This window comes from Dyadobacter sp., from assembly GCF_039919315.1.
Classification (GTDB): Bacteria; Bacteroidota; Bacteroidia; order Cytophagales; family Spirosomataceae; genus Dyadobacter.
In genome coordinates, this window is sequence record NZ_JBDSFX010000075.1 from 60,806 (window position 1) to 86,636 (window position 25,831).

Consider the following 25,831-nt stretch of genomic DNA (forward strand, 5'->3'; position numbering starts at 1 on the left):
GATTCGACCAGAAATTTTGCAATAAGTTTAAACCATTGCGTAACTTTATTTCAAGTAGTTATCTCATAATTACTCCCCAATCAACCGCTCCAATCTCCCCATCATCTCATCCTTCTCCCTCAACATCCGCTTGTACAAAGTAATCTCCTCCTCATGAAGCTGAAGTAATTCTGATCAAATAATTCATCAAAATAAAAATCAAACCAAGCACCGAAACCTAGCAACTGTACATCCATTCATCCAACTACACATTGTGCTTAGGAGGCCTGTTAATAGGCAAATAAATTAGTGAAGGATTTAAAAATATATAAAAACCTTTGCTATGAAATTCAAACGCCTATTAACAGCTGCGATGTTCTCTGTTCTGTTTGTTCAATGCGAACTGAAAGATCATTCCCTTCCGGAGACGGAGTTCCCGGCGGATGTCGCCAATGCATGGATGCGCATGCAGATCAGATTGACCAGAACCACACCTGGCTACAATTCCTTTGTTTCAAACCGCTCTTTTGGTTATGCTGGTGTTACCATGTATGAATCTGTGTTGCCCGCGATACCAGGGGCAAGTTCTTTATTATCTCAGATTGGAGGACAAGCATTGCTCGCCAACAAACAATCCGAGGAATATTATTGGCCAGCTTCCCTTAACGCCGCCATGGCGGACCTGACAAGAAAATTTTTTGAAAGTACTTCTCCGGCAAATATGACTGCGATTGATTCTTTGGAGGCGGCGTATAAAACACAATTTGCTACGGAGTCTAGCGCGGAAAAAATAACCAATGCTGAAAATTTTGGCAGGCTGGTTTCCACGTCGATTTTTGAATGGTCCAAAACCGACGGCGGTGATCAGGCCTATAAGCATCTTACCGACCCGACCTACATTCCACCCGTTGGGCCTGGCTTGTGGATACCAACGCCTCCTGCTTTTGCTGCTCCTGTTCATCCGCATTGGGGGGAAAACAGGTCTTTCATCGCTAGCAGTGTCACACTCACGCAGCCTGGCCCGCCAACACCTTATTCTGAGGACCCCAACTCCGCTTTTTATAAAATGGTCAATGAGCTTTACACCACATCCCTGTCCTTGACCCACGAGGATTCCATCACTGTTAAGTTTTGGGGTGACCAGCCAGGCAACCTGAATGTCCCGTCCCATTCGACTAATATTCTTGCGCAACTTATTGTCAAGGAAAAACTGAATTTGTACGAAGCCGCTGCTGCTTATGCTGCGCAGGGTGTTGCGATGTATGCTGCTTCTATTTCTGTAATGAAAACAAAGTATACCTACACACTCATACGTCCCATCTCTTACATTCGTAACGTAATGGGCCACGCCACCTGGAATACGGTGATACCTACTCCGCCCCACGGCGAATATTCAGCTGCCCACGCTGTGGTGAGTGCTGCATGTGCGACTGTACTGGAAAACATTTTTGGGAAGGATTATAAATTCAGCGACGCCACATACCCGAATGGCTATGGTACCCGATCTTATGATTCGTTTGATGCCGCTGCCAAAGAAGCCGGAAGGTCAAGGCTGCTTGGCGGGCTCCATTATTCACCTTCCATTACAACAGGCTTAGTGCAAGGAAGGCAAATCGGAGAAATGGCTGTCAAATTAGATATAAAATATTGAGGGTTACCTTGGCAATCGGCGGTCGGCTTTCAGCAATCGTTAAAATTTCGTTTCTTTAAATAGTCCGAAAGTCGACCGCCGATTGCCGACCGCCGAAGTTATCCCCGCTATTTCAATTTTTCATAAAAAGAGTGATGCAAAAAAAATGGATTATACTCTTGATCTTTTTGGTACCTTTTATTTCCAAGGCACAGCAGGCCGGTGTGGACAGCCTTTTAAAAATCTTACCCACATTAAAAGGCAGGCTCCGTATAGATTGTCTCAATGAAATAGGCGAACATTGTTTATGGACAAGATCCGACTCCGTAGCATGGTATGCACAAAAAGCATTGCAAGAAGCCTCCGCTATTCATTACCAGAAAGGGATTGACATTGCATGGTTTTCTATTGGAACGACCAAAATAGTAAACCTTCAAAACGTGGAAGCCGAAAGACTAATGCGCCGTTCGCTGGCAGCATTTGAAGGGGTGGACGCTTATCATACCGGGGTGGGCCAAGCTATATTTAGCAGATTTGTTATCCCACCAATGCAAATACGATTCTGCCATCACATTACTGGAAGCTTCCATAGCTATACTTCGTATCCATGATAAACCAGGAGGTGATGGCGTAGCAAGGGCGCTTACATTGCTTGGCCTTGCTTATGGTGCAAAAGGAGACTACGAAACTGCGCTGGATAGGGCACAAAAAAGTTACACGATACGAAAAAGAACCGGCGATAACGTCAGCATAGCCTGCTCCTTACACAACCTGGGCGGCTTGTATGGCCAGGTCGGCGATCATGAAACAGCATTAAATTATTACCGACAGGCCCTGCGTTTATATCAAACAATATTTGAGCCATTACCCCTGTATGCGGATATGGCCCGCCTTTTCAGCAATACCAGCAACCCGGATTCCGCACATATCTACGTCAATAAGGCGTTACAATTATCACAGGGCCAATACGGAAATACTGTTTCCGGTGAAATAGATCTGAAAGAATTCCACTACGACAAAGCCATACCGAAGTTTAAAAAATCGATGATTGTAGCGGCAAATAACAATGGCCGGGAAGATGTGCTGATCAACCTGCTTAACCTTTCGAGGGCCTTCATCGGTAAAAAACAGCATCAAATTGCACTTGGCTATGCTTCGGAAGCCTACGCGATAGCTGATGCTGCGGGGGCCAGGCCGGTAATCCGCGACGCAAGTGGCGTGCTTTCTGATATCTACAATGGCCTGGGTAAAGCCGACAGTGCTTATCACTACCTCTCTCTGTACACAAAACTTAAATCGGAAGTATTGAATGACCAGTTTAAGGGAAAACTATATGCATTTAAAAGCAGGGCCGAGTACGAAAGGAACCAGGCAAGGATTGAATTGCTGAATAGAGAGAAAATAATCAGCGAGCAGGAGCTTAAAAAAGCCTCATTCATCAGGCAGATCTTGATCGGCAGTATCATCACCATACTGCTGCTTGCGATCGTCATATTCAGGAACATTACGCTTTCCAGAAAAAATGTCAAACTAGAAGCTGACCGTTTTAAAAAAGATTTACAAGTACAGCAAATGGAAAATGACAGTAAGGAAACCGAATTAATGCAGAAAGCGGAGAGGCTTGAAATGAAAGCGCTTCGAGCTCAAATGAACCCGCATTTTATTTTCAATTGCCTGAGCTCCATTAACAGATTTATTCTTGTCAATAATCGGGAAGAAGCGTCAGATTACCTCACTAAATTTTCAAGGCTTATCAGATTGGTTTTGCAGAATTCCGAAAAGACATTAATCACACTGGAAGCCGAATTGGATATGCTGCGCCTCTATCTTGAAATGGAAAGGCTCAGATTTAGAAATGCATTTAATTACCGTATTACCTTCATGAATACCATTGACTCGGCCACGATATTTATTCCACCGTTACTCATGCAGCCATTTGCGGAAAATGCGATTTGGCACGGTTTGATGCATAAAGAAGGCGTCGGGGATCTTGAAATCGCCCTCAGCATTGATGGCAAAATTTTAAATTGCATTATTACAGACAATGGCCTGGGGAGGCAACAGGCTGCCAAATTGAAACTCAAATCGGCAGAAGGAAATAAATCCATGGGCATGCAAATTACTGTGGACCGGCTGGCCCTTCTCAATCAGCTAGCTGGCGAAAATACTTTTTTCGATATTGAAGACATTCTGGACGAAAAAGGTAGCAATTCGGGAACAAAAGTAATTTTAAAAATGCAGTATAAAAATCTGATGGAGGCTTATGAATAGTTTCAAAACAGATGGGTTGGTTACGGCAGTTATTGTTGACGATGAACCTGATTGTTGCGAATCGCTGGCCACGTTACTGGAATTATACTGCCCGAATGTAAAGGTCATTGATATCTGTTATTCTGCTGAAACTGCCTTGAAATCATTGAGGGCAAATCCGCCCCAAATACTTTTTCTGGATATAGAAATGCCCTTTTTCAATGGGTTTGAATTGCTGGAAAAATTAGGCGAGGTCAACTTCCAATTGATCTTTACCACGAGTTATAATCAATACGCGATCAAAGCCATCCGGTTCAGTGCATTGGAATATCTTTTAAAACCAGTTGATAGGGAAGAGCTCCGGTTCGCCGTTCAAAAGGCCGTTCAAAAAAGCTTAAATCCGTTGCCACAACAATTGGAAATGTTATTGGAGAAAATCAGGCAACCTGCCATTGCAGTGAATAAGATCGCTATACCCACATTGGAAGGCTTTAAAATGGTATTGGCCGAATCTATTGTCAGATGCGAAGCAGATGGGAATTACACACACTTGTACCTGAGGGATAAATCGAAAATAACAGCCTCCCGAAATCTGAAAGACATGGAGGAGATGCTTGAAGATTATCCCTTCATCCGGGTGCATAATTCCTATCTGGTAAACATCAACGAAATTGAACAGTATGTCAAAGGAGAAGGAGGGTATCTGGTGATGAGTGACGCCTCCATTGTCAATGTGTCGCGTAGCCGGAAAGAATCGTTATTAAAAAAAATCATTTCAGGCAACTAATCGTGATGATCGACAATGGCAGGCTTTACTCATCTACAACCCGCCAATAACTACAATGTTGCCAAGTCAATGACAAACCGGTAACGGACATCGCCTTTTTGCATGCGGTCGTATGCAGTTTGAATGTCTTTGATATCAATGATTTCAATGTCGGAAACGATATCATGTTCCGCGCAAAAATCAAGCATTTCCTGGGTTTCGGCAATACCTCCAATACCTGAGCCGCCGATACTCTTTCTGCCACCCAACAGACTAAAAGCAGCAATTTCAGCTGGCTTAGGCGGTACACCAACGCAAATTAAGGTGCCATCCGTTCTCAGTAATGACAGGTACATATTGAAATCGTGCTCGGCAGAGACCGTATCCAATATAAAATCAAAAGTGACCTTAGCTGCCTTTACCTGTGCTTCGTCGGTAGTGACAACAAAATGGTGTGCGCCCAGCTTCATGGCATCAGCCTCTTTTTTAGGTGATGTGCTCAGCACAGTTACTTCCGCACCAAATGCTACCCCGAACTTGACACCCATGTGACCTAATCCACCGAGACCCAGCACGGCTAATTTGTGGCCTTTTCCCACTTTCCAATGTCTAAGAGGGGAATAAGTGGTAATGCCTGCGCATAACAACGGAGCAACAGCAGCCAGGTTTAGTTTTTCTGATATATGCAGAACAAACTCTTCCCTTACCACAATCGTATTGGAGTAGCCGCCATAGGTGGGCGTTTTTCCATCCCGTTCCAAACCATTGTAAGTTTGGGTGCTGCCTTCTAAACAGTACTGTTCAAGGTCTTTTTTGCAATTCTCGCATTCCTGGCAGGAGTCGACCATGCAGCCGGTTCCGGCCAGGTCTCCCACTTTGAATTTCTTCACATGATCGCCGACTTTGATCACCCTGCCTACGATTTCATGACCGGGTACCATGGGAAATATCCCTGGGAACCATTCATCCCGAATCTGGTGCAGGTCGGAGTGGCACACACCACAAAATAAAATATCAAACTGCACATCATGGGGGCCAACTTCCCGGCGCTCAAATGTCCATGGGGCGAGCTCAGCTGCGGGAGCCTGCGCAGCGTATCCTTTTGTTTCAATCATTATATAGGTTTTTTAAAAGAAAAGCGATTTGATAACCGGTACGCACCGGCGATAATCTGTCCGTGCGTACCGCTATTGAAAGATAATACAAAATCTTTTACAACCTGACGAGCATATTTGATCTTTTAAATTGCATCATCAAGAAAGGTCTTTGCCCTCAATTGTTGATTAGTCCTGGACAATGGAATAAGCCGTTCCGAGTATTCGTTAGTCGGCAGTTCATTCAAAATGTCGTTAGTTTGCTCGAATCTGTTAAGGAATGGTAAACTGTATTGATTCAAGTCTACGTCCATCAAGCAAAGCAATTTGTCAAGGTCAGTCTCGCTATCAAGATTCATTTATCCGACAATTGTACTTCGATACGCTTTCCAGCGGGACACCGTTAGTCAGTGTCACGGTTGTTGCGAAAGTGTGCCGTACCAATCAACTGCTCACCCGACGCTCACCCAGATATTGCGAATATTTGCATATTTTGGTTAAATCTGAAAAACAAAAAAGCCTGTAAATGTATGATTTACAGGCTTTTAATGCTTTTTGGGATTGTTACTCGCAGAGAGGAAGAGAGTCTGTACTTAGTTGCTCTAATCGTACTATTGCACAGTCAGTTACGTAATTTCGCATCTGTCCCGCGTTTTATGTTGGCTTAATTGTCCCGGTATTTGTCCCGGAACCTGGTTTGTTTTTCAACATTCCCAATAATTCAGATAGTAGTGTGTTCTCCTTTTTTAGGCGTTCGACCTGGGCTAAATGATCCTGGCTAGTTTTGAATTGTACTGTACCGTCACCGGCAATATTGGCATTCCCTTTTTGCTCAATGTAGGTGATGTTGATCGTGGTGGGTGGTTTTTCATTTTCCTGTTCGTCGTTTAGTGGGCATCTGCAAAGTGTTGTTGTTTTTCCGAAAACATGTAAAAGCACGCATAGGGTAAGGTTTTTCATTTATAGAGGGTTTGTTTGTACTCACGTTTTAGATTTTAGAATTTCCACCATTTCTTCTAAAAGCTTGATCCTGGCTTTTAGATGTTCATTTTCGTTGAGCACAAATTCCATCTTATTGTTGTCGGCATTTATCGAGTTGTTTTCTCCCTTGTATTGGACATTGCCGTTTCCTGCAATGTTTGCATTCCCTTTTTGATGGATATAGCCTTTTCTTACTAGGAAAAATGACATATCTAGGTCAAATGCTTCGCAGACTTTCTTTAAAATATCGGTTCCTACATCCTCTTTATTCAAAATCTTCCCAAGATTGGCTGGGGTGTATCCAACAAGTTTAGCAAATTTCTCTTTTGTTAATTTTTTTTCCTCGCGTAACTGATTGATAATGAGCCCAAAGTGAATAGTATTGTCCATTTGTGAAATTTTATCGGTAAAAAGTATCAAAAAGGTTTGTAAATATCCTTTTAGTTAAGTTATTATTGCATAGAAATTAATTAACGAATAACGAAAAACATGTTATGAAAAACAAAACGGATTTAGTTAGCGGTGAAAAACCTCACAACGCTTTGTCATTTTGGGGTATGTGGAACAATGATCTACCGGGTTCCTTTCCAAAAATGAAATTTATTAACGAATTGTCTGGTAGATGGGGAATATCGGTACCAAATGTTTACGCACGCCTTAAAAATGAGGCATTTATGAATTTGAAAAGCGATTTGCTTTTTCTATTTAATAAATATGGAATCGCTTTCGATTATAAGGAGAAAGGCTTTTTTCTGGATCGAAGGCAATACGATTTGATTAAGCAAAACGAGGAACTAGAAGGTGCAAAAATGTTTGGGCTTTCAAAATCTATTTCCTAATGAAACCGGGCACTTTCATTAGACTGGTCGGTACCGTAATCCTGGCCGGTTCCTCTATTTGGATTATCGTTTTAACGCTACTAAACCTTCTTGCTCAATGCAAACAATGAAGTATTTCAAAGAAGTTACCGACGCTGGTTTAAGCTATTACTACGCACAGCAACCAGATTACAGTTATGTTGTTTCGGTTGCCATTGCACCTAGCGGCCTGATCAATGCCATGCGTTTTGCAACACTTCCACCAGAGCACATTTGCAAACCAATTGAGCGGGAAGAATTTGCAAAAGCATTCAATAAAGCAACTGAAACATTTACAGATTTTTTAAACATTAATCCATAATCATTATGATCGTTATAGTTAAAGGCGGGAATGCAGCAGCTAAAAGAAGGTATTTGTGGGGTATAGTAAAACGTGAATCATTCATTCTGACCACACCGGGTAAGTTAATAAGTGTATTACGACATGTTAGAAATGATACTGATTTTATCGTCATTGAAGAATTTGTAGATACCCCTGAATTGAGGTCATTTTTAGTTAGTCAGGTGGTAGCTGTAAAAAGCTTTTTTATTGTCACCAATCGAAAAAGGCCAGACCTAATTTTAATGTGTAATGACAGGGATTTTGAATTTACATCCTCAGTTGAGATTATTATCAATATAGATATTGATTTATTTATTTAATAGTTAAAATCCTGAAAATTATGATCACAACTGAACAAAGGCAATCATTAAAAATGATTCCAATTACTGCTTATTTGGCAAGTAAAGGTATTTTACCAGTAGTTCAATCGGGCGGAGAGTATTGTTATTTTTCACCATTCCGAAAAGAAAAGACACCTTCTTTTTTCGTGAATATTGCCAGTAATATTTACCACGATTTTGCAGAGCCGGAAAAAGGAACCGACAATATAAAGCTGGTAATGAAATTGGATAATTGCGATTTTCTTACCGCTGTTCATATTTTAATGAGAGTTGATTTTTCGAAGGAAATTGAATTAATGCAGGACTTGCCAGCATCACCACAATATCAAAGTTTCATAAAAAGGATTGCAAATTTAAAACATCCTGCATTGATAAATTATATTACAAAAGTTAGACATATACCATTTCATATTGCAAATTCTTCATTGTCCGAAATTCATTACACAACTTCAAAAGGTGATTTTTTTAGCCTTGGCTTTAAAAACATTTCAGACGGTTGGGAGTTAAGAAACCAATCATTTAAGGGTTCAATCGGAAAAAAGGATATAAGTATTCGTGGTAACCGTGATGGTGTTGGTGCTTATGTTTTTGAAGGGTTTATAGACTATCTATCTTTCATTGCGAAAAATCCTAAAAAACTGATCAGTACGACGTTTTATATTCTCAATTCAATTTCATTAATTAATTCATTACCGGACTTAGAAAGGTATGATATTATTTCCCTGGCATTGGATAACGACGAAAAAGGAAAAGAAGCGGCTTTGAAATTATGCAACAAGTACCCTAATGCATGGAATTATTCGGCATTTCAGTTCCCCAAACATAAAGATTTTAACGACTTTTTGATTAGCACCAATGACAAAACGACAACGCATTGAACAGGCACTTGCGGAACGTTTTGAATTCCGATATAATGTTTTAACGGGAGGAATTGACTACCGGCGAAAAAACTCTCTACAATATTTGCATCACACCAATTACGTGATGAACAGTATTATTAGGGAAATTGATAAGCATTCTGCCGATACAATTACAGAGTCAATGTATTACAGTATTATAATGTCAGATTTTACGGAGTCCTACCACCCGGTTCAACATTACTTTAATGTTCACTTGGCGGGCTTAGGGGAAACGAGCAGCACGGAACACATAGAACGTTTAGCTGCTACCGTTACAGTGCCAGACCCGCAAACGTGGTACTTATCGTTAAAGCGTTGGTTGGTTGCTTCTGTTGCCAATGGATTGACAGAGGTTGAATGCCAAAACCATACGTGTATTGTAATGACGGGCGGAATGGGATTATTTAAAACTACCTGGCTTTCTATGCTTTGCCCGCCGTCACTGGCACCTGATTTGATTATGACGGGCAAGGTTGATCTGAATTTGGGCAATAAAGACACGTTCATGTTACTTGCCACCAAGTTTATCATTAACCTGGACGATCAACTACGTAACCTTATGAAAAAGGACAGTGAAACAATGAAAACGTTGATCACGCACCCGGAAGTTTCAGTACGCAGGCCGTTTGCAAAGTTTTCGGAAACACTGGCTAGAATGGCAAATTTTCTTGCCAGTATCAACGGAGATGAGTTTATGGCCGAACACGAAAATAGACGGTTTCTTCCGTTCAGGGTACAAGCGATTAATATCAACGGTGCAAAGGCAATTGATATGAACAATGTCTGGCATGAGGCGTATTGCCTTTGGAAAACTGGTTTAATCCTGCATAAGCAATGGAAAGATGGTGATGAGGCCGCAGGCGAATTATTTAACAGTAAATACCGCTACTGGTGGACAAAGGAGGAATTAGACGAGGCTTTTCCAGATATGCAATCTTTTGCTTTCGCTGGTGAGGAAATGGAGCATTTGACTTCTTTTTTCAAAATTCCAAAAACGAAGGAGGAGGCCAATGTTACCATGAATAGCAGCGAAATTCAGGCTTTTATTCGGAGCAAAACGGGTATTCAACTTTCCTCTAATAAAATTGGTAAAGCTTTGAAAACACTGGAAGCGATCGAATTAAGTGTTAGGACTGGTAAAGTCGTTGTTAAGAAATACGCCTTGATAGAAATTGACCGGGTTAGAGAACCGGAAAGATTAATGAAGGATCAGGAAACACAATTAAAAAAAACAATTTTTAAATAATTGAAATTTATGAAACCAAAACAACATACGCTAGAATTTATTAAGCGGCTGGCAAAAAAAATGAAAAAAGAAAAAGGCATTACGCATACCCAGGCACTTGAAGCGGTTTGCATTGAAATAGGTTATGATAGTTATAAACATTGTCTACAATGTTTCGACGCGTTTCGCAACCAATTTGATTAATCATTAACAGAGTCTAACCTATATTTTCACAATTAAACCAACAGAAACAATGAAAGCATTACAATCAAAATTAAATGCTAAAAGGTGAGGTAACATCGAAAGAGTGCACGGAATGGCTAAGGTCGAAAATTCTGACTGGCCAAACTTCCCATTCCCGGATAGTAAAACAAAGGAAAGCGTTGAGAAGTACTACCGGGTAAGGCTTCATAATTATAACCTGGTTAGTATTTCGATAGCCATTAATTGACTAAATCCTATGGATTCAGAGCAGGGATTAAAATATACCAATTACGACCGGCTATTTGTTTTCGTGGCCGAGGAAGGGGAGCGAAACGGAATGTTAAATGTGAATGATAAAATAATTGTTTTTCACGAGTTTTTCAAAATATTTCGAAACGAGTTTGTTACTGAATTGGATTTCAGGGAATTTATTAAAGAAGAGTTTAACCATTTAAATTAATAATTATTATGCACAATCTTTCACCAATGAATTTAGTATTTAAGGTTCTAAATATTTCTGAATCCAGGACGGCAGAAAAAGACCTTATTTCTAAGATTTCTGATTTGACGGCGGATTGCCCAATATATCACCATAAGTTTTCAGATACTGAACTTTCTTTTTTTATTTCTGGATCAGTCGGTACTATGTACGAGATAATAGATGTGCTCAATGACTGGGATTCTGACATAATACAAATGAGTGCCTATGCGGAAAGAGACTTTAATTAATTTTTTACTTTTAATCAAACCAACCAAAATGCAAAAATTAACATTGATAGGAAATTTAGGAGCAGACGCAGTAATTAGACAATCACCAGGTAAAGACGATTTTCTAAGCTTCAAGGTCGCGTGCACGGAGTCTTTTACTAACAATTCCGGGGATAAGACCGAGCGCACCACATGGTACGATTGTACCAGCAAAAAAACGCACCTGGCGCAGTTTTTAAAGAAAGGGCATCAATTGCATGTGGAGGGTTATCCTAAATATGAAATTTACAAAAGCGGAGCCGGGGACGTTCAAATACAAATTAGCGTGAATGTCCGGGACATACAGTTGCTCAACAACAAAAAGGACTAACCATAAAATGCCGCTGGTTAGTCCAGTGGCATTTTTTTTCTTAATATTGATGAGTATTTAACTTGTACAATTATGAAAATCCTATCAGTTGCTTTGTTAGTTCTTTCTTTGCCTGCATTAAGTCAGGATTTGTTAGTGAGCCACGGCGCGCCGGATCGTACGGTCAGCGTGGTTTCCGTTGACGATTACAGCATTAAGTACGCTTATCCTGGCGAATCTGTAACCCGTTCCATTGGCCGGGCGGCAGTGGCTAAAATTGTTTATGCTTCCGGTCGTATTGAAAAGTTTTCAGACATGGTAAATGTTTCTGGCCGGGACGGGTGGGAAAATGTTGTTATAACAAATAACCCGAACGAGGTAATAGGATTGCAGCGAGCCGGAGAAATAAAATCAAAGGCGGGCGGGTATTGGTCTATGCGTTCCACCAAAGGAAGCGACCGCAAGGCTACCGAACGTATCAAACGGGAGGCGGCGGCATTGGGCGGGCATGTGGTGTATATCCAGCAGCACCAGACCAAAGGCCGGGGTTTTTATTCAAATCCAGAAAGTATTCAATCGGGCGTTGCCTACGGTTATGGAAAAAATTGATGTTAAGGTTGCAGCGTCAGTAATTCGATTTATACTTGAATTGGCAGTTTATCGCAGGTATCTGGAAATGTTAGTAAGATGTGGCATTGCTAACCAAGACGAATTGACAGATATTGAGAATCAAATTAAGTGGGCATTTACAATTTTGGATATTCATCGAATTGATCCAGGTTCAAATTAAAGTTATCGGTCTATAATCGGTTTGTGATCCGCCTGGAATCGGTCAAAAATCGCTATCGTTTTTATCAATTATCACCGTGTTTTGTGGGTTTAATCGCTCAAAAACACGGTTTTTTAATGCCTTTTCGGTTTGATTTTATATTTGTATGGCCGTATCAATTATACAGTGGTTATCATTTTGCGGCCTTTTAATATGCGCCTGGCCGGTTAGTTACTACAAAACAGGCCTTTTTTTTCGAAGTTGCTACAAAGTTACTACACGGAATAATACAAGGTTGGTTTGTGGTAACTTTTGCGGGCTAAGAAAAAAGGAGCTGATTTTCAGTTACTTACCGGTTTTGCCTTTTTAGAATATATTATTACTTACTACATTAATAAATAATAGAATAATAAGGCTTAACACTACCGTTTTGCCGGTTTTTGTGTAGTAGGTTCGGAAAATCGAAGTTACTACAACCTACTACACAACCTACCACACAGTGCAATTTTCAGCAAGTCCGCAATGTGTAGTAGGTTTGTTTTCCAAACTCTGGCAAAAAAAAATCCAGCAATAACGCCGGATTTGATATTCTCCTTTTTTCTTAGCCCGCAAAAAGCATTCAGTGTAGGCTCAATTCCTCTTTCTGTATTGGTAAACCTACCAGCGCGATCAATTCCCGGAACTGTTTCGGGGTGAATTTCTGCTTACCATCCTTCCATCCTAGAATTTCAATCCCTTTTTCACCAATAAATGATTTGAATTGTTTATGATCCTGAATATTCCACAGTTTCATGATGTCTGATTTTGAATAAAAATGAGTCGAAAAACGCACCGTTTTACGTTCGCTTACATTGGTAAATAATGAAGTTTGTTCGCTCATAATCAATTTGTTACGTTTAGAATGTAATACAATTTACGGATATTTTTGAAGTAAACAAAATGGATAATCTTTGTATCACAATAAGATAGAAATAAAATTAAATGTCCTACCAAACCGTCAAAACGTCCGTAAAGTTAAACCCGGAATTTTTCAGGTTAGAGGCATTAAAATACAACTACAACCCATCAACCGACCGCAAACAATGGCTTAACGGGCAAATAATAAACTTGAAAGCTGCGATCAACAATTATGTATCTGAGATGCAAAAATTGATTGAGCAAGGGGCGCAACTCGACGGCCAAAGCGATGCGGCTAAATGGCTGACTGGAATAGGAAGTGTAGCCATGGTCATACCGACCGGGTACACACAAATTGCCGGAGTTGTACTGAATGTTGCCGGAATGATCGTTGGCGCGGCAGAAAAGAAAAAAGATAGTAAGGCACTACAACAACTATCGGGACAGGCTCGGCAAATCCAATTAGACATGGGACAAATAAAAACCTACCTGGATAACTACGAGGCCGAATTGCAAAAAATAAATTTATTGCCAATCGTGCTTTTTGCGACGGCGGCATATTTAATACGAAACCGGATATGAGCGAAACCAAAGGATACACCACAACAGCACGCCGCAGCCGTGGCGGATCAATAAGGGTTTATAATATTGACCCTGAGACGCAGGTAGTACACGGTATCAGTGTACCACGATCCACTTATGTAGCCGGGAATTCCATTGGGATTATAAAAGGAGATTACGTTTATCCCAAACCAGGGCAAACCGTATTCTTTTACCAGGACGCAAACGGTACGCAACTGGTAGGCAGGTCAAGCGGACAGGTAAACGACCCTTCTCGGTCTGGTGGCGAATTGGTAGGGGTAGCAACCGGCCAAGTGTCAACAACTGTCAACGGCGTATTTATTGGCGTGGAATGGCTCAATTCATACGTTGACCACAACTTCTTAAAAGCCGATCAAAATGTAAACCAGCCACGGACGGGTTTTGTAAATGTCAGCAAGGTAGACTGGCAGAAAAACTACCAGACACCAGAAGACAAAACCAGCGGAGGGGGCGGTACAATGGACGAGCCTATTATTACCAGCGGATCAGGCGGCGGAATTGACACCACTACATTAGGATATGGAGCAATTGCGGCGGCATTGGTATTAAGCCTGAAAAAGAAAAAGAAGAAATAATGGCAACTTACCAAACGATCAGATTTGCACCACAGCCATTAATCCCAATCATTAGGGTTAAGGATGTTAGCATACAATTACCGGAAACGTTTTACGTGACCCGCACCACAACGACCGATTCAGATCAGACAGCGGAAACACAGACACTAACCAGGGCGCAAATCCTGGAAAAGATCAGGCCGTATTTACAATTTGTAATGGTTTGGCAGAACCTTAAAATAGCAAGTGCGGAACTCGTTTCTGATAGCGATCTGGTAGCCATTCTGGAAATGCTGGAAAATCAAAGCAAATACGGGTATTCATCGAAAGCAAACCAGACGGCAGAAGACCGGTTCAATTATATCATTGCGGTCATAGAGTTGATTTTAAAAGGTTACACACCTGAACAAGCAAGGCTGCTAGATGACAAAGAATTGATACTTGCCAAGTATCCTAATTTCCCTACTTCACAGCCCAATTATGTTGACTCTGACCCCAACTTACCAACGCTGGGAGAACCGGCAACACAGGCAACCAAACCAAGCAATTTAAAATATTTGATCATAGGCGGCGGGCTACTATACTTCCTTACCAGAAAATGAAAAAAAATCAACTTTTAATCATCGCAATTGTAGCACTGGTAATGATCTTCTTAAACAAAAAGAGGGCATTGGATAGTATGGAATTGCGGCCTACATTCCCGAGAAATTTTAAACTGAACGGCATTTCAAATTTAAGTTTTGACCTTCCTTTCAACGCTTTCAACGGAAGTAACGGCACATTAAATATTGGCGGAATTGACTTGCGCATATATGCCGAAAAAAGGGTTATCGGTAGGGCTTTCGCATCTGGAAATCAGCAAATATTACCCTTTGGACAATCAGTACTGAACAGTCAGGTATTCATAAACCTGGTTGATTTGGCGGCGGCTATTCCAGGCATTGCAGCAGGATTGCACGACCAGGCGGTTGATTTCTTATTCAGGGGAACGCTCAACGTAGAAGGATTTTACGTAAACCAGGAATTCCCGTTACGCTTCAATCTACCAAAATTATAATACCATGGACGAAGAGGATATCACCTATAACAGTGATGGAACGGTGACAGTAGGCTATTCAAGCGGGACTAGCAATACATACACCCAGACACAAACCGGGGGAGGTTACACTAACGGGGTAGGGGGCACATTTGGTTCCTACGAAACGAGCACTGGAAAAAAATGGTGGGAAACTGCTATCGGAATACTACCGGCAATTTTGGGAAGCATCCTGGGCAACAACTCGCAGCAACAGACCGGAACCAATTACCCGTATCAACCAGCCAACACCACGTCTGGACTAGGAGGCAACAGCACCATGATTATTATCGCAATTGCGGCAGTGGTCATACTATTGATAATGAATAAAAAATAATCTGTAACAAACTAAAAACCAATTAAATAATAATCAAATGGACGTAAAAATTATTGCAAACGTCGGCGTAAAAAAGGGTTACGCAGGCGACGGTGTTATCTACGCTGCCAAGGCGGTAGACGGGCCTTACCTGTTCCTGGTTCAGCATCTGGAAGGCGGTGTGACAACATCACGCTACTACCGTAAGAGCCAAGTCGAGTCCGGTTTCGCAGACGGTAGCATAGCACTGCAAAGTGACTTAAATTTGTCACTGTTCACGGACGCTGAGAATCCGGACTTTGTGACCGCAAGCAGCATTGCGTTCAAGATTATTCCGACTGTTACAAACCTGGGAACTTCGCCAAGATTGTATGATTTGCAACCTGCGTATACACTGAAAGGTGAGGGCGTTGTAACAAGCGATATTGAGAAGCTGAAAACGACTACACCAGGCTTGCCGGTACCTGTATCCACCACACCAGGAACGACCACACCACCGGCAACCGGCGCATTGGGCGGCATCATTCCCGCAGATTTCAGTACCCTGTTTTCCAACCCGATTAAGTTCGTGCAGGACAACATGATTTTCGTATTGATTGTTTTGGGTGTGATTTATTTCATCCGCAAAGGCAACAAGGCGAAAAAACCACTCTGGTTATTCTAAACCAGGGTTTCGAAAGATAACCACAACCGAGAGCGAGGCGGATATGGGTAAGTCCCTGGTAAAACGTACCAGGGCACCGGTAGCCTAAAATAAAAAAATCATTCATCTTTTTTAATTACTGAAATGGCCAAACCAAAAAAATACGGAAAGTCGCCCAAAGCAGGCGCAAGCCTTACAACCTGGGAAAATTACAAGAAAAAATGCCAGGACGTTGACAAGTACAACGCAAGCTTGTCTCAGGACAAAAAGAAAAAAGAGGCTGTCAAAAAATCCGTTCAGGCGATCAAAAGCAAGCGATAGAAACAACCGTCTATTAGACAGCACGAAAGCGGCTGATCCGAAAGAATCAGCCGCTTTTTATCCTTACTCTATTTAAAAACTTCGCACGAAATGAACGATTTGCAAACCGTACTAGATCAGGTAAAAGCCAGGCGGTTGCCATACTGGAAACTTTACATAGGATCGGACAAAATCGCAGAATGCGGGGGGGATGAAAACCCAACCGCATCTATTGACGTAGCCGCGCAATTATTTGAAGACGAACTAATGTCCAGACAGGACGACCCTGGAAAATACAGGGTTAGTGTCTTCCGGAATATTAATGGGGACAAGTCGGCTTTTAAACATTTTTTCACAATTGATGCAGCGCAACGACCTATGAGCGGATTCACAAGACCACAGCCCAACGATTACGGCGAAATATACCAGCGCGTCCAACGTGATGTCAAAATTGAAATGTCCCTGGAACGGATCGAAAAAAAAATAGATGCGATTGGGGACTATATTTTAGCCAAAACCACTGACAACGATAAAGACGACAATAAGGCACTTGATTTCCTTATGAGCATGTTTGGTTCTGCCATGCAAAAGAACGCAGCAGCGGCAGCAGCAAAGACAGCAGTAGCCGTGACACCAGGCAAATTTTCAGCACTTTAATTCAATCATAACCCTGTAAAAAAAACCAATGGACGCATTAGAACTTGTTAAAAAATTCGCTGGCTCAGTAGAGGCCGCAATCGGGGAAGAAAACACAACGATCTTTTTGGAGGCCGTTACAAACTTCGCCCAACAGTGCCCGGAAACCATGCAGGAAATCGTAACCCTGGTTTCAGAAAACCCTACCGTTTTCGCCAATCTGTTAACACCAGCAGGTGTATTGGAGGCAAAAGAAATGATTGAACAGGTAGCTATGTACGCGCCTCTGATCGGATCATTCGGAAAGTAAAAATCTCATCAACAAACTAAAATTATATGTTCGCGTCAATTATCAATATCCTGGCACTTGTGATCCCACTGTTCATAGGGACAAGCGAGAAGCTATTCAAGGGAAATACCAAACGCTGGATATTGGCAATTGTCGTGTACTTCATTCTCAAAAAGTGGGCGGCAGTTGCGGCAGCAGATAAAGCTATTTCTGATCTGCAACAACAAGGAGGCGGATTAAATGCCAACGCAATAGCGACACTTTACAAACAGGCCATGAACCCTACCGGGTATCTGCAAACCATTGAATTGGACGGCACCAACGAAGATTTAATTTTCAAAACCGCAGCCTTACCACAAAACTACCGGGACGTTTTCGCGGCATACCAAACAGCATTTAAACGCAACCTGACCACCGACCTCCAGCAAGAATTATCGACAGAGGATTACGCTAAATTTATCAACCTGTTAGCCCAATGAAAAAGAAAGAAAAAAACGACCTGTTAATTGTTGGTGGGATTATCGCGGGCATTCTACTTCTTTCCAGTAAGGCAGTAACAGGAGGCAAAACAATTGACGTAGACAGTGATTTTGTTATTGAGGGCTACCGGGATTTGATCACGACTAGTACACCGGAAAACCGCCCTTTGATGTACAACGGAGTTCCGCTTTATATCTACCTGGCACGCAATACACACAATTACCAGGCCGTCCGGGATTCCTACAATGCCACTTATCGGGGCAACATGACAGAGGAATTAACCAGCAAATTAGCCGGGTACCAGCTTGCTGAATATGTGGCAGAACTCCTTAAAAATGGTCAATTGATCTTCTAACGACCATGTCAAATTTAGCCGTTCAAAACAGCACACTTAACTTTTTAATGGACGTGGAAGGGCTTTCCCTAAAAGCGTTCTGGGACTACAAGCAGTGGTCAATAGGATACGGGACCGGTATCATGCCAAGCGGCAGGCCGGTGAAAGCTGGCGATGTCGTTACCAAAGACCAGGCGCAACAAATGCTTGCCAGGGATGCACCAAGCCGGGGCGCAAGCGTCAACCAGTACGTAAAGTCCAATATCACCCAAAACCAATTTGATGCGCTGGTTTCCTTTGTTTACAACTTTGGGGCGGACGCGTTTGCTGGTTCTGGACTACTGGAAAGGATCAATGAAAACCCGCTGAATTACGAGGCGATCAGCTACGAGTTTCGTAGGTGGATCAACGCCGGGGGCAAAGTAAACCAGGGACTTAAAAACCGTAGGGAAAAGGAAATAGCACTGTACAAAAACGGCTCAATTGCCAACACAAATTTTTTTTGGCTGATCCTGGTAGTAGCACTCATTTGGATCATTAAGCGCAAGAAAAAATGATAGATACCCTCAAATACTACCTGTATACCATGTTCGAAAAAGGCTATGCCGTCGCGGCTGTTTGGTTAACAATATTCCGTGAATTGTTCACCAGGTACATTTTCAAGGATTGGGATTTTGTCGGTTTCTTGTTTGCGCTGATCCTGTTCGATACTTTTTTTGCAACCCTAAAAGTGATCCGCGCCACGGGTTGGCGGTCACTTAGCTTTAAGGAAGCAGAAAAATTTTTAGTGAAGATTTTTTTGTATTTCGGGGTACTTTCATTATCCCATATTTTAGGAAATTTCACTATTCACGGCAAAGCAAACGATTATTCATTTTTTACCTGGGTTGACACCTTTTTGTATTTCTACCTTATTACCAAAGAGGCTTTAAGCGTAGCCCGCAATATCAATTCGAATTCACCAGCATACGTTCCACCTTTTTTGATTGACAGGCTAAACCGGTTTCAAAAAACGGGGAAACTTTCTGACTTGACCACCGACGAAGAGCCAAAGGCACCAGACGAGCATTCACAAAAACCAAACATATAATGGCAACAACACCAAAACCAAAACGTCGGGTTATCCTGACAGCCGGGCACCAGGGATTTCATACCGGAGCCTGGCGGGAATGGTTCGACGAGGGAACCGAAACCATTAAGCTACGCGACAAAATCACGGCAGCATTAAGCAAAAAAGGCTTAGAGGTCACCAATGATTCTGACCACGAGCGCACCGGTAATGTGATCCGCTGGGTAAACGATCAGTACGAGGAAAACGACCTACTGATTGAATTGCATTTCAACGCGACAGATTTAAGCTATCCATCTGGTACGGAGGCTTTTGTACAACTTCACGGCACGGACTACGAAAAGCAGACAGCCGCCGCATTATGTGAGGTAACCTCGAAAGTGCTGGGTATTTCGAACCGGGGCGTAAAGTCGCCCGCATTCAGTCAGCACCAGGTGATTGGAATTTTGGACAATACCAAAGTGCAGGCCGTTCTATTGGAGGTCTGTTTTATTTCCAATCGAAATGACGTAGCAAGCTACCAGGCCAACCAGTGGAGACTGGTAGGCCAACTTGCAACCGCCATTTTTAACGCTGCAAAACAATGATCAATCCAAAGATTATCAAAACAGGGGCGGCGGTTCTTTCCGCTTTGCAGCCTTTCGTATTTGCCATAATTGGCGGTTTTGTGGTCACAAAGTGCGAATCAAAACAGCCCGTAAACCTCATTGTAACCAATCAGCAATATGAAAGTGAAATCTCTGAAATCCGCGCTAAACAGGATACTCTTAACCGCGTGCTTCCTGGTATCGTTGAATCTCAGCGGTACATGTCAGAAAAGTACGGCAAGCCAGGCGTACGCGCCGGGGATTGACCTAAACGCGCACGTCCAGGAAATAGCCAGGGATTTGCAGGTTTGTGAGTTGGTAAAGCTTGAACGGGACGCGCAGGCCGGATACATTACCAGTCTTAAATTTCAATTAACAGCTGAAAGTATGCAGCGGGCAAAGAAAGAAAAAGAGGCTGAAAAATTGATAGTGAAAATCAAAAGGCGCGGTAAGATCATAGTGGCACTCCTGGTGCCCGTCGTGGTCATGGTCGCATTAACCATTTTAAACCAATGAAAGCAAAGCAAATCATTTTCTTTATTGTCCTGTATATGGTCTACCGTTACAGCCAGAACCGGGCAGCAGCCACACCAGCGACCGGCACCATTGCCGCTCCACCGCTACCTATCCTTTCGAATGAGGCGGCAATCCTACGACGGGACTTTACAGAACGGTATGATTTGCTTTTGGCCAGGCTGGAATACCTGGAAACGTCACCATACGCATAAATTCAATCAACAACTAAAAACCTATCATGAAAAAGTCAATTGGACTATTATTATGCAGCTTGCTATTTATGCAGGCATTCGCGCAAGTACCTGACACGCTGACACCAGAAAAGAACGCACGCTGGAAAATAGGCAGGATCAGGGACAATTCAGTACGGGCAATTACACCTATCGATTTCAGGAACGCGTTCAATGAACTTGCTAACATTTCAGTTACCCGTGTGCCATACCTTTCTATGAAATCTGTCAGGCAAGGAAAAGCAGACACGGCCAGGGTAATTAATGTGACCGACGTGGGAAGGGAAGGCCAGTTTGTGCTGGACGCAAGCGACGTTTCAACCGCTGACGACAGTTCTATGACCATTATCAATTCCGGTAAACGGTACAAAAGAAAGTACGACGGCCAAACCGTCAATGCATCCTGGTTCGGGCTGATCGGTGATGGCGATGGAAACGGCGGCGGAACCAACGAGACGGCGATCCTTAAAAAAGCAATCCTTTACGCCTCATCACAGAAAGTAAAATTGTTTGTTGCAAAACCGAAAGCAGCGGCCTACAATATTACTGATATGAGTTTGACTAATGTCAGCGATATTAACCTGGAAGGGGATAATGTGGTTTTCGATATGAAAAACGGGACCACCACATCAAATGGTATTATCAGCGTCCGCAACACTTTGGCCGGATACCCGACTGTTAAGTTGTTTGCATCACCGGCAGCAAAAGGAGCTTACCAGTTTACATTGGACGATGTGGGCGGTATGCAGGTAGGTGACTTTATTCTAATACGTAGCACATCGGAAGTATTCGATATCCAAAGACCAACTAGCAATGTTTTTAAAACAGAGTTTGCGGAGGTTACGGGGGTTGACACCGGCACTAAAATTGTGACCATTAAAGGGACGCTTTGGGATAGTTATGCAGCCACGACGACACAGGTCTATAAAATGACCTACAATAAGAATTTAAGCATCAAAGGCATCACTTTTAAAGGTGCTGGTAAACTGGCAGGGCAGGCAGCAGGTATTAGTATTGACCGGGTTAGAAATCTAAGGCTCACAAATGTGACCGTAGAGGGCTTTGCGATCATTGGCGTAGGTATTAACAATTCTGTGAATGTTAATATACAAGGATGCAACTTTTCCAAATCGCAGGCAAGCGGTACAGGTTACGGAATCCAGATTACCGGTATGTTAAACGGGATTGTTGCCAATAACTTCTTTTCAGAATCCAGGCACGCAGTAGATATTACGGGTGGGTACATTTCCAGGAATGTGCAGCTTTCCGGCAATATCGCAAATGACTGTGATGCGTCGGCGTTTAGTTCGCATGGCGGTTCTGAAAACATTTCCGTGCTCAATAATATGATGCGGGATTGCGGCGGCGGCATTATCATGCGTGGACGGGGAACGCAGATCATTGGGAACCGGATAATAGGCTATTCCCACACCAACCTGACCGGGGTCAATAATTATGCAACGGGTATCATTGTTGGCGATTCGGGCGACCACGTGCCGGGCGTTGGTTTTGCTGGTACTGATTTGGTTATCGAACGCAACTATATTGAAAACCCGCAATTTGGCGGCATGGTGATTTATTCGCCGCTATTAAGGGCAAAGATTAGCAACAATACCATTGTAGGCAGCAAGACAGAGGGAATTTTAATGAACGGCCTGATCAATCGGTATTCATCCGTAGAGGGAAATATTATAGATTGTTCACTGCAATCCGATAGTTTGACCGGGTATGGCATCAGGCACTATCCGATCATTGCGGCGACCGGCAACAACTTGACGGGGTTTTCTGTGAACAATAACAAGATCATTAACCCGTACATGGTAGGGGTGATGGTGACGGGAGGTACAGGGGTTTCTGATTATTCTACGGACGTGACCGTTCGTAATAACGAGGTTTTGAATGCAAGGCATTATTCATTGGTGTTGCTGGGATATATCAACCGGTTGAATGTGGTGGGCAATACGATGATCAACACCAAATCCACCATTGCTTTGGGGAACCCTTTGAACCTGGTACGTAATCAGAATTATTTTACACTGGCAGCAACACCTACCGTTTACGAGAACGACGGCTTTAATGCCAACACAGAATTTACAGGAATAACTACCCTAGGAAGTGTTTCATTAAAGGGGAGCATTGTACCAGCGGTACCTACAACGTCAGTAATGGGAAGCAATGGCAGTAATTACGCAGAAATGTACACCAAGACCATTTTGAGCAATAGCGGCTTTTCGATGGGCACTACCAACTCGGCCAGCGCGGTGGACATACGTCAGGGTATAACGACCAGCGTATTAGCCCGTTTCCAGGCTACTACCGGAAATTTGGTAGTGCAGGCACCAGGGGCTGCACCGGCAGAAAATAATAATAGGTTTACCGTGGTGGGTACCAGCTGGTTGAATGGCGTGGTTAAGCTTTCCTCTGTTCCTGTTTTCGCCGATAATGCAGCGGCAACGACTGGCGGGCTGGCGACGGGAACGGTTTACCGGACTACGACCGGTGAGGTTCGTATTGTGTTTTAAGTCTTCATCAAGTTATTCCCAACAGACAATATCATGTCAAATAAAATAGAATTGTGGTTCAAAAAGAAAAAGAACAGGCGCATAGCGTTTCTGATCTTGGGCGCGGTATGCTGGTACTTCTATGTGAAGAACAAGGCCAAAGAAGAAGACAGCACGGCGGGTTACTCTCAACTTGTTTTCGGCACTGTCAAACCAACACCACCGGCAACAGGCGGTACCTCATTCCCTGAAATCGTGGTCAACGCGGACGGGGCAAAAGGTGTGTACCAAATGAAAAGCGCGAACGACGAACGGACGCTAACCTCTAACCATACCGGAGAATTTGTGCTGGTGATGAATGCGGACGGCACTGTTTCAGATACCACGCCGGGACTTAACACCAGCGGGGCGATTAACACGCTCAACGGCAAGAACGTGTTTTACGGACAAGGCGGGGCACCGTTCTACAACATGACCAACAATTCATACAGCAAATTGCAGAATGTTTGGTTTGAGGACGGTATAGGTACATTGACGCAGTATGTTTGCGACCAATCCCATACGCCAACCCTGGCGGCATTCATTGATCAGTATGACGGTTACAACGATGGGATCACAGAATTGAACGCGCATTGCAGCCGGATAAATTTTTCTATTCACAGTAAGACTAGGGTAGGTGTCAGCATTGACCCTAAATGGCTGGTTCCGTCACGCACATTAATTTTCCAATCCGCATTACAACCCAAAAATTGGGCACAATGGGATAAGTTCTTTGGGCACGGTCAGTACAACCGTGGAGACGCGCATAGCCGATACCAGGCCGTAGGCGCATTCCCGCACACCGATTGGGGCAAGATGACACCGCAACCTGAAACGTTTATGACGGCCAAAGTAGGACAAGGGCAAGTAATGAATGAGTCTGAATGGTATGAGCAGGGTAGGAATTGGGCGGTAAGGCTTGGCAAAACTAAGCGGGCATTCTATACCAGCGAGTTCGGGGAAAATGCGCAAGGGAAAGACCCTGACACGTTCATAAAGTCAAAATTTGCTGGCAAAGGATACATGGATGTACTCAATGCCAATGGCATCACAGAGGTAAAAGGTGTCGGGCAATTTTATGAATATGGCAGCTTTGATTTTACAGGGTTCTGGGGGCCTGACTTTGTGAAGTGTTCGCGGCCGGATTACGAGAAAAATTTAACGACCCACCTGCACAAAGGATGGGGGAACCAGGGCGGCGGAGTTTTTGGTTTCAGCGCGTTAGATCATGAATATTACCGTGAAGACCTGATCAAATACGGTGGAATGAATTCCAAGTACTATATGTGGAACCGTCGCTACCTATTGCCTTACGAATTCTTAAACCTGAACGAAAAGGGTATTTTGGGTTGCAAGACTTGGCAGAACATTGGTTATAACCGGGACATTGTCATATTTTCCGCACCGGCCATTGAAAGTTTTGTCATGGATAACCAAGGCAATAAAATTAATATTGAAGAAACATTGACCGGGGAGGTTCAACAGTTTCCGGGCGGTAAATTTAAGGCACGGATGAACACGCACCCGGCAGCACCCTGGGACGAATTCCTAACGATGGGGGCAGCGTCAACGCTTATACTTTCGGGCATGACCACTTGGGATTCACCAGGCGCAAGTTTAGGAACCGATCCGAACAAAGTATTTATCTATGACACGCCGGAAAATCCAAATACGCAGCCAATGGAATGGATGCCTAATGGTAGTAATGATTGGCAACCGTACGTATCAGGCCAAAACGGCGCGCCGGTTAACAGCCCAGACGGATTAAATAATACATTGCTGGCGGCACCAATTGACGCATCAGCGGCGGGCATGGAAGCAATATGGCCGGTACGTAACCGGATGGAGTCCATTAAGCACGTAGCTTATACCAGCAGCCGTGGCGATTTCAACCCGACACCAGGGGAAACAGGTTACCATATAGCCGGACACGGTCCAATCAATTACCGTCAATTTACGGCACGTGATTTGGTTGAACAGAAGAAAGCGGTATCCCTGCATTGTGCTGGCGGCGATGGAGAATTTATTTACTTCTATAACGGGTTTCTCTGTTCACATGAATACCAGGACGTAGTATGTAAAGGCAAATCTTTCCGCGCCTTTGGCCGCAAGACCTACATGATACCATTATAAGACTTAACTGCAAGGGTTAGTTTGAGTGAGTGCGAATGTTTAAAGCCGCCTGGTTTCCGGGCGGCTTTTTTTGTGTGATTGTCCTGGCTACGCAAGCGCCAGGACAATCATCACTATCTTTAATTCACATTAGTCGATACAAAATTATATTTCGCCAATCGAGCTGGCCAGGCTCCGGATCTCAATATAAAATTTTGTAATTTTGAAATAATGTTTTGAAAGTGAGTCTTTCTG

Annotated in this window: 37 protein-coding genes and 1 pseudogene; 33 read left to right on the forward strand and 5 right to left on the reverse strand. The window is 43.1% G+C overall.

The window, feature by feature from the left end; genetic code table 11:
- Positions 1-69: 69 nt before the first annotated feature.
- Positions 70-171, reverse strand: a pseudogene (locus ABIO93_RS20580) (XRE family transcriptional regulator); the annotation flags it as partial.
- A gap of 151 nt (positions 172-322) precedes the next feature.
- Here ABIO93_RS20580 and ABIO93_RS20585 point away from each other — a divergent pair.
- The 4 genes from ABIO93_RS20585 (at position 323) to ABIO93_RS20600 (ending at position 4,646) form a co-directional block, all read left to right on the forward strand.
- Positions 323-1,630, forward strand: coding sequence for a hypothetical protein (locus tag ABIO93_RS20585; RefSeq protein WP_348071112.1), 1,308 nt, complete (start codon positions 323-325; stop codon positions 1,628-1,630).
- 134 nt (positions 1,631-1,764) lie between these two features.
- Complete coding sequence (locus ABIO93_RS20590) at positions 1,765-2,220, forward strand: hypothetical protein (protein WP_348071114.1); 456 nt, start codon at positions 1,765-1,767, stop codon at positions 2,218-2,220.
- Positions 2,144-3,880: a tetratricopeptide repeat protein gene (locus tag ABIO93_RS20595; RefSeq protein ID WP_348071116.1), complete on the forward strand. Its 1,737-nt coding sequence runs from the start codon at positions 2,144-2,146 to the stop codon at positions 3,878-3,880. Before ABIO93_RS20590 ends, ABIO93_RS20595 begins: the two co-directional genes overlap by 77 nt.
- Entirely contained in the window at positions 3,873-4,646 is a 774-nt protein-coding gene (locus ABIO93_RS20600) for a LytTR family DNA-binding domain-containing protein (protein ID WP_348071118.1), read from the forward strand. Before ABIO93_RS20595 ends, ABIO93_RS20600 begins: the two co-directional genes overlap by 8 nt.
- A gap of 50 nt (positions 4,647-4,696) precedes the next feature.
- On the opposite strand, the gene ABIO93_RS20605 is transcribed toward ABIO93_RS20600, so the two are convergent.
- The 3 genes from ABIO93_RS20605 to ABIO93_RS20615 form a co-directional block, all read right to left on the reverse strand.
- Positions 4,697-5,740, reverse strand: a complete 1,044-nt coding sequence (locus ABIO93_RS20605; protein WP_348071120.1) for an NAD(P)-dependent alcohol dehydrogenase — start codon at positions 5,738-5,740, stop codon at positions 4,697-4,699.
- A gap of 633 nt (positions 5,741-6,373) precedes the next feature.
- Positions 6,374-6,679: a hypothetical protein gene (locus tag ABIO93_RS20610; RefSeq protein WP_348071122.1), complete on the reverse strand. Its 306-nt coding sequence runs from the start codon at positions 6,677-6,679 to the stop codon at positions 6,374-6,376.
- 21 nt (positions 6,680-6,700) lie between these two features.
- A complete protein-coding gene (locus ABIO93_RS20615; RefSeq protein WP_348071124.1) occupies positions 6,701-7,090 on the reverse strand; it encodes a helix-turn-helix domain-containing protein in 390 nt (129 codons plus the stop codon).
- A 104-nt stretch (positions 7,091-7,194) separates the two neighbouring features.
- On the opposite strand from ABIO93_RS20615, the gene ABIO93_RS20620 reads away from it, so the two are divergent.
- The 11 genes from ABIO93_RS20620 (at position 7,195) to ABIO93_RS20670 (ending at position 12,235) form a co-directional block, all read left to right on the forward strand.
- On the forward strand, positions 7,195-7,539 hold the full coding sequence (locus ABIO93_RS20620; protein WP_348071126.1) for a hypothetical protein: 345 nt from the start codon (positions 7,195-7,197) through the stop codon (positions 7,537-7,539).
- Positions 7,540-7,636: 97 nt separating this feature from the next.
- Positions 7,637-7,879 carry a hypothetical protein gene (locus ABIO93_RS20625; protein WP_348071128.1) on the forward strand — a complete coding sequence of 81 codons (243 nt, stop codon included), beginning with the start codon at positions 7,637-7,639 and terminating at the stop codon, positions 7,877-7,879.
- Between the two features lie 5 nt (positions 7,880-7,884).
- On the forward strand, positions 7,885-8,220 hold the full coding sequence (locus ABIO93_RS20630) for a hypothetical protein (protein WP_348071130.1): 336 nt from the start codon (positions 7,885-7,887) through the stop codon (positions 8,218-8,220).
- 20 nt (positions 8,221-8,240) lie between these two features.
- Positions 8,241-9,119, forward strand: a complete 879-nt coding sequence (locus ABIO93_RS20635) for a toprim domain-containing protein (protein ID WP_348071132.1) — start codon at positions 8,241-8,243, stop codon at positions 9,117-9,119.
- On the forward strand, positions 9,097-10,386 hold the full coding sequence (locus ABIO93_RS20640; protein WP_348071134.1) for a VapE domain-containing protein: 1,290 nt from the start codon (positions 9,097-9,099) through the stop codon (positions 10,384-10,386). The genes ABIO93_RS20635 and ABIO93_RS20640 overlap by 23 nt, the downstream gene beginning before the upstream one ends.
- 9 nt (positions 10,387-10,395) lie before the next feature.
- Positions 10,396-10,569, forward strand: coding sequence for a hypothetical protein (locus ABIO93_RS20645; protein ID WP_348071136.1), 174 nt, complete (start codon positions 10,396-10,398; stop codon positions 10,567-10,569).
- A gap of 112 nt (positions 10,570-10,681) precedes the next feature.
- Positions 10,682-10,816, forward strand: coding sequence for a hypothetical protein (locus ABIO93_RS20650; protein WP_348071138.1), 135 nt, complete (start codon positions 10,682-10,684; stop codon positions 10,814-10,816).
- 9 nt (positions 10,817-10,825) lie between these two features.
- Positions 10,826-11,029: a hypothetical protein gene (locus ABIO93_RS20655; RefSeq protein ID WP_348071140.1), complete on the forward strand. Its 204-nt coding sequence runs from the start codon at positions 10,826-10,828 to the stop codon at positions 11,027-11,029.
- Between the two features lie 8 nt (positions 11,030-11,037).
- The gene (locus ABIO93_RS20660) at positions 11,038-11,298 is read left to right on the forward strand and encodes a hypothetical protein (RefSeq protein ID WP_348071142.1); all 261 of its coding nucleotides are present in this window, start codon (positions 11,038-11,040) and stop codon (positions 11,296-11,298) included.
- A 28-nt stretch (positions 11,299-11,326) separates the two neighbouring features.
- Positions 11,327-11,647: a single-stranded DNA-binding protein gene (locus ABIO93_RS20665; RefSeq protein WP_348071144.1), complete on the forward strand. Its 321-nt coding sequence runs from the start codon at positions 11,327-11,329 to the stop codon at positions 11,645-11,647.
- Between the two features lie 72 nt (positions 11,648-11,719).
- Positions 11,720-12,235, forward strand: coding sequence for a hypothetical protein (locus tag ABIO93_RS20670; protein ID WP_348071146.1), 516 nt, complete (start codon positions 11,720-11,722; stop codon positions 12,233-12,235).
- A 779-nt stretch (positions 12,236-13,014) separates the two neighbouring features.
- Here ABIO93_RS20670 and ABIO93_RS20675 read toward each other — a convergent pair.
- On the reverse strand, positions 13,015-13,188 hold the full coding sequence (locus ABIO93_RS20675; RefSeq protein ID WP_348071148.1) for a hypothetical protein: 174 nt from the start codon (positions 13,186-13,188) through the stop codon (positions 13,015-13,017).
- Between the two features lie 188 nt (positions 13,189-13,376).
- On the opposite strand from ABIO93_RS20675, the gene ABIO93_RS20680 reads away from it, so the two are divergent.
- From ABIO93_RS20680 to ABIO93_RS20765, 18 genes are all read left to right on the forward strand, one after another.
- Positions 13,377-13,874, forward strand: coding sequence for a hypothetical protein (locus tag ABIO93_RS20680; RefSeq protein ID WP_348071150.1), 498 nt, complete (start codon positions 13,377-13,379; stop codon positions 13,872-13,874).
- Positions 13,871-14,470, forward strand: a complete 600-nt coding sequence (locus tag ABIO93_RS20685) for a hypothetical protein (protein WP_348071152.1) — start codon at positions 13,871-13,873, stop codon at positions 14,468-14,470. The genes ABIO93_RS20680 and ABIO93_RS20685 overlap by 4 nt, the downstream gene beginning before the upstream one ends.
- The gene (locus tag ABIO93_RS20690; protein ID WP_348071154.1) at positions 14,470-15,051 is read left to right on the forward strand and encodes a hypothetical protein; all 582 of its coding nucleotides are present in this window, start codon (positions 14,470-14,472) and stop codon (positions 15,049-15,051) included. Before ABIO93_RS20685 ends, ABIO93_RS20690 begins: the two co-directional genes overlap by 1 nt.
- On the forward strand, positions 15,048-15,506 hold the full coding sequence (locus ABIO93_RS20695; protein ID WP_348071156.1) for a hypothetical protein: 459 nt from the start codon (positions 15,048-15,050) through the stop codon (positions 15,504-15,506). Before ABIO93_RS20690 ends, ABIO93_RS20695 begins: the two co-directional genes overlap by 4 nt.
- 4 nt (positions 15,507-15,510) lie before the next feature.
- Positions 15,511-15,861 (forward strand): hypothetical protein, encoded by a 351-nt coding sequence (locus ABIO93_RS20700; protein WP_348071158.1) that lies wholly within the window; start codon positions 15,511-15,513, stop codon positions 15,859-15,861.
- Positions 15,862-15,898: 37 nt separating this feature from the next.
- The gene (locus ABIO93_RS20705; RefSeq protein WP_348071160.1) at positions 15,899-16,504 is read left to right on the forward strand and encodes a hypothetical protein; all 606 of its coding nucleotides are present in this window, start codon (positions 15,899-15,901) and stop codon (positions 16,502-16,504) included.
- A gap of 123 nt (positions 16,505-16,627) precedes the next feature.
- The gene (locus ABIO93_RS20710) at positions 16,628-16,804 is read left to right on the forward strand and encodes a hypothetical protein (RefSeq protein ID WP_348071162.1); all 177 of its coding nucleotides are present in this window, start codon (positions 16,628-16,630) and stop codon (positions 16,802-16,804) included.
- A gap of 90 nt (positions 16,805-16,894) precedes the next feature.
- Positions 16,895-17,440, forward strand: a complete 546-nt coding sequence (locus ABIO93_RS20715) for a hypothetical protein (RefSeq protein WP_348071163.1) — start codon at positions 16,895-16,897, stop codon at positions 17,438-17,440.
- 28 nt (positions 17,441-17,468) lie between these two features.
- Entirely contained in the window at positions 17,469-17,729 is a 261-nt protein-coding gene (locus ABIO93_RS20720; RefSeq protein ID WP_348071165.1) for a hypothetical protein, read from the forward strand.
- 26 nt (positions 17,730-17,755) lie between these two features.
- The gene (locus ABIO93_RS20725; protein ID WP_348071167.1) at positions 17,756-18,187 is read left to right on the forward strand and encodes a hypothetical protein; all 432 of its coding nucleotides are present in this window, start codon (positions 17,756-17,758) and stop codon (positions 18,185-18,187) included.
- Positions 18,184-18,543 carry a hypothetical protein gene (locus ABIO93_RS20730; RefSeq protein ID WP_348071169.1) on the forward strand — a complete coding sequence of 120 codons (360 nt, stop codon included), beginning with the start codon at positions 18,184-18,186 and terminating at the stop codon, positions 18,541-18,543. Before ABIO93_RS20725 ends, ABIO93_RS20730 begins: the two co-directional genes overlap by 4 nt.
- 5 nt (positions 18,544-18,548) lie before the next feature.
- A complete protein-coding gene (locus tag ABIO93_RS20735) occupies positions 18,549-19,079 on the forward strand; it encodes a lysozyme (RefSeq protein WP_348071171.1) in 531 nt (176 codons plus the stop codon).
- Positions 19,076-19,612: a phage holin family protein gene (locus ABIO93_RS20740; protein WP_348071173.1), complete on the forward strand. Its 537-nt coding sequence runs from the start codon at positions 19,076-19,078 to the stop codon at positions 19,610-19,612. The genes ABIO93_RS20735 and ABIO93_RS20740 overlap by 4 nt, the downstream gene beginning before the upstream one ends.
- A complete protein-coding gene (locus ABIO93_RS20745) occupies positions 19,612-20,178 on the forward strand; it encodes an N-acetylmuramoyl-L-alanine amidase (protein WP_348071175.1) in 567 nt (188 codons plus the stop codon). The genes ABIO93_RS20740 and ABIO93_RS20745 overlap by 1 nt, the downstream gene beginning before the upstream one ends.
- Before the next feature lie 138 nt (positions 20,179-20,316).
- Positions 20,317-20,694, forward strand: a complete 378-nt coding sequence (locus ABIO93_RS20750; protein ID WP_348071179.1) for a hypothetical protein — start codon at positions 20,317-20,319, stop codon at positions 20,692-20,694.
- Positions 20,691-20,906, forward strand: coding sequence for a hypothetical protein (locus ABIO93_RS20755; protein WP_348071181.1), 216 nt, complete (start codon positions 20,691-20,693; stop codon positions 20,904-20,906). The genes ABIO93_RS20750 and ABIO93_RS20755 overlap by 4 nt, the downstream gene beginning before the upstream one ends.
- Positions 20,907-20,932: 26 nt before the next feature.
- Positions 20,933-23,446: a right-handed parallel beta-helix repeat-containing protein gene (locus tag ABIO93_RS20760; protein WP_348071183.1), complete on the forward strand. Its 2,514-nt coding sequence runs from the start codon at positions 20,933-20,935 to the stop codon at positions 23,444-23,446.
- Positions 23,447-23,479: 33 nt separating this feature from the next.
- Positions 23,480-25,597, forward strand: coding sequence for a hypothetical protein (locus ABIO93_RS20765; protein ID WP_348071185.1), 2,118 nt, complete (start codon positions 23,480-23,482; stop codon positions 25,595-25,597).
- Positions 25,598-25,831 lie beyond the last annotated feature (234 nt).

Bases quoted from the DNA above. Each gene is read 5' to 3' on its own strand.
- ABIO93_RS20660 (WP_348071142.1), top strand. From the start codon at position 11,038: ATGCACAATCTTTCACCAATGAATTTAGTATTTAAGGTTCTAAATATT.
- ABIO93_RS20650 (WP_348071138.1), top strand. From the start codon at position 10,682: ATGGCTAAGGTCGAAAATTCTGACTGGCCAAACTTCCCATTCCCGGAT.
- ABIO93_RS20755 (WP_348071181.1), top strand. From the start codon at position 20,691: ATGAAAGCAAAGCAAATCATTTTCTTTATTGTCCTGTATATGGTCTAC.
- ABIO93_RS20750 (WP_348071179.1), top strand. From the start codon at position 20,317: ATGAAAGTGAAATCTCTGAAATCCGCGCTAAACAGGATACTCTTAACC.
- ABIO93_RS20635 (WP_348071132.1), top strand. From the start codon at position 8,241: ATGATCACAACTGAACAAAGGCAATCATTAAAAATGATTCCAATTACT.
- ABIO93_RS20740 (WP_348071173.1), top strand. From the start codon at position 19,076: ATGATAGATACCCTCAAATACTACCTGTATACCATGTTCGAAAAAGGC.
- ABIO93_RS20645 (WP_348071136.1), top strand. From the start codon at position 10,396: ATGAAACCAAAACAACATACGCTAGAATTTATTAAGCGGCTGGCAAAA.
- ABIO93_RS20700 (WP_348071158.1), top strand. From the start codon at position 15,511: ATGGACGAAGAGGATATCACCTATAACAGTGATGGAACGGTGACAGTA.
- ABIO93_RS20735 (WP_348071171.1), top strand. From the start codon at position 18,549: ATGTCAAATTTAGCCGTTCAAAACAGCACACTTAACTTTTTAATGGAC.
- ABIO93_RS20725 (WP_348071167.1), top strand. From the start codon at position 17,756: ATGTTCGCGTCAATTATCAATATCCTGGCACTTGTGATCCCACTGTTC.
- ABIO93_RS20590 (WP_348071114.1), top strand. From the start codon at position 1,765: ATGCAAAAAAAATGGATTATACTCTTGATCTTTTTGGTACCTTTTATT.
- ABIO93_RS20670 (WP_348071146.1), top strand. From the start codon at position 11,720: ATGAAAATCCTATCAGTTGCTTTGTTAGTTCTTTCTTTGCCTGCATTA.
- ABIO93_RS20745 (WP_348071175.1), top strand. From the start codon at position 19,612: ATGGCAACAACACCAAAACCAAAACGTCGGGTTATCCTGACAGCCGGG.
- ABIO93_RS20715 (WP_348071163.1), top strand. From the start codon at position 16,895: ATGAACGATTTGCAAACCGTACTAGATCAGGTAAAAGCCAGGCGGTTG.
- ABIO93_RS20720 (WP_348071165.1), top strand. From the start codon at position 17,469: ATGGACGCATTAGAACTTGTTAAAAAATTCGCTGGCTCAGTAGAGGCC.
- ABIO93_RS20760 (WP_348071183.1), top strand. From the start codon at position 20,933: ATGAAAAAGTCAATTGGACTATTATTATGCAGCTTGCTATTTATGCAG.
- ABIO93_RS20640 (WP_348071134.1), top strand. From the start codon at position 9,097: ATGACAAAACGACAACGCATTGAACAGGCACTTGCGGAACGTTTTGAA.
- ABIO93_RS20630 (WP_348071130.1), top strand. From the start codon at position 7,885: ATGATCGTTATAGTTAAAGGCGGGAATGCAGCAGCTAAAAGAAGGTAT.
- ABIO93_RS20690 (WP_348071154.1), top strand. From the start codon at position 14,470: ATGGCAACTTACCAAACGATCAGATTTGCACCACAGCCATTAATCCCA.
- ABIO93_RS20620 (WP_348071126.1), top strand. From the start codon at position 7,195: ATGAAAAACAAAACGGATTTAGTTAGCGGTGAAAAACCTCACAACGCT.
- ABIO93_RS20680 (WP_348071150.1), top strand. From the start codon at position 13,377: ATGTCCTACCAAACCGTCAAAACGTCCGTAAAGTTAAACCCGGAATTT.
- ABIO93_RS20765 (WP_348071185.1), top strand. From the start codon at position 23,480: ATGTCAAATAAAATAGAATTGTGGTTCAAAAAGAAAAAGAACAGGCGC.
- ABIO93_RS20585 (WP_348071112.1), top strand. From the start codon at position 323: ATGAAATTCAAACGCCTATTAACAGCTGCGATGTTCTCTGTTCTGTTT.
- ABIO93_RS20605 (WP_348071120.1), bottom strand. From the start codon at position 5,740: ATGATTGAAACAAAAGGATACGCTGCGCAGGCTCCCGCAGCTGAGCTC.
- ABIO93_RS20655 (WP_348071140.1), top strand. From the start codon at position 10,826: ATGGATTCAGAGCAGGGATTAAAATATACCAATTACGACCGGCTATTT.
- ABIO93_RS20705 (WP_348071160.1), top strand. From the start codon at position 15,899: ATGGACGTAAAAATTATTGCAAACGTCGGCGTAAAAAAGGGTTACGCA.
- ABIO93_RS20615 (WP_348071124.1), bottom strand. From the start codon at position 7,090: ATGGACAATACTATTCACTTTGGGCTCATTATCAATCAGTTACGCGAG.
- ABIO93_RS20610 (WP_348071122.1), bottom strand. From the start codon at position 6,679: ATGAAAAACCTTACCCTATGCGTGCTTTTACATGTTTTCGGAAAAACA.
- ABIO93_RS20675 (WP_348071148.1), bottom strand. From the start codon at position 13,188: ATGAAACTGTGGAATATTCAGGATCATAAACAATTCAAATCATTTATT.
- ABIO93_RS20600 (WP_348071118.1), top strand. From the start codon at position 3,873: ATGAATAGTTTCAAAACAGATGGGTTGGTTACGGCAGTTATTGTTGAC.
- ABIO93_RS20695 (WP_348071156.1), top strand. From the start codon at position 15,048: ATGAAAAAAAATCAACTTTTAATCATCGCAATTGTAGCACTGGTAATG.
- ABIO93_RS20665 (WP_348071144.1), top strand. From the start codon at position 11,327: ATGCAAAAATTAACATTGATAGGAAATTTAGGAGCAGACGCAGTAATT.
- ABIO93_RS20710 (WP_348071162.1), top strand. From the start codon at position 16,628: ATGGCCAAACCAAAAAAATACGGAAAGTCGCCCAAAGCAGGCGCAAGC.
- ABIO93_RS20685 (WP_348071152.1), top strand. From the start codon at position 13,871: ATGAGCGAAACCAAAGGATACACCACAACAGCACGCCGCAGCCGTGGC.
- ABIO93_RS20625 (WP_348071128.1), top strand. From the start codon at position 7,637: ATGCAAACAATGAAGTATTTCAAAGAAGTTACCGACGCTGGTTTAAGC.
- ABIO93_RS20730 (WP_348071169.1), top strand. From the start codon at position 18,184: ATGAAAAAGAAAGAAAAAAACGACCTGTTAATTGTTGGTGGGATTATC.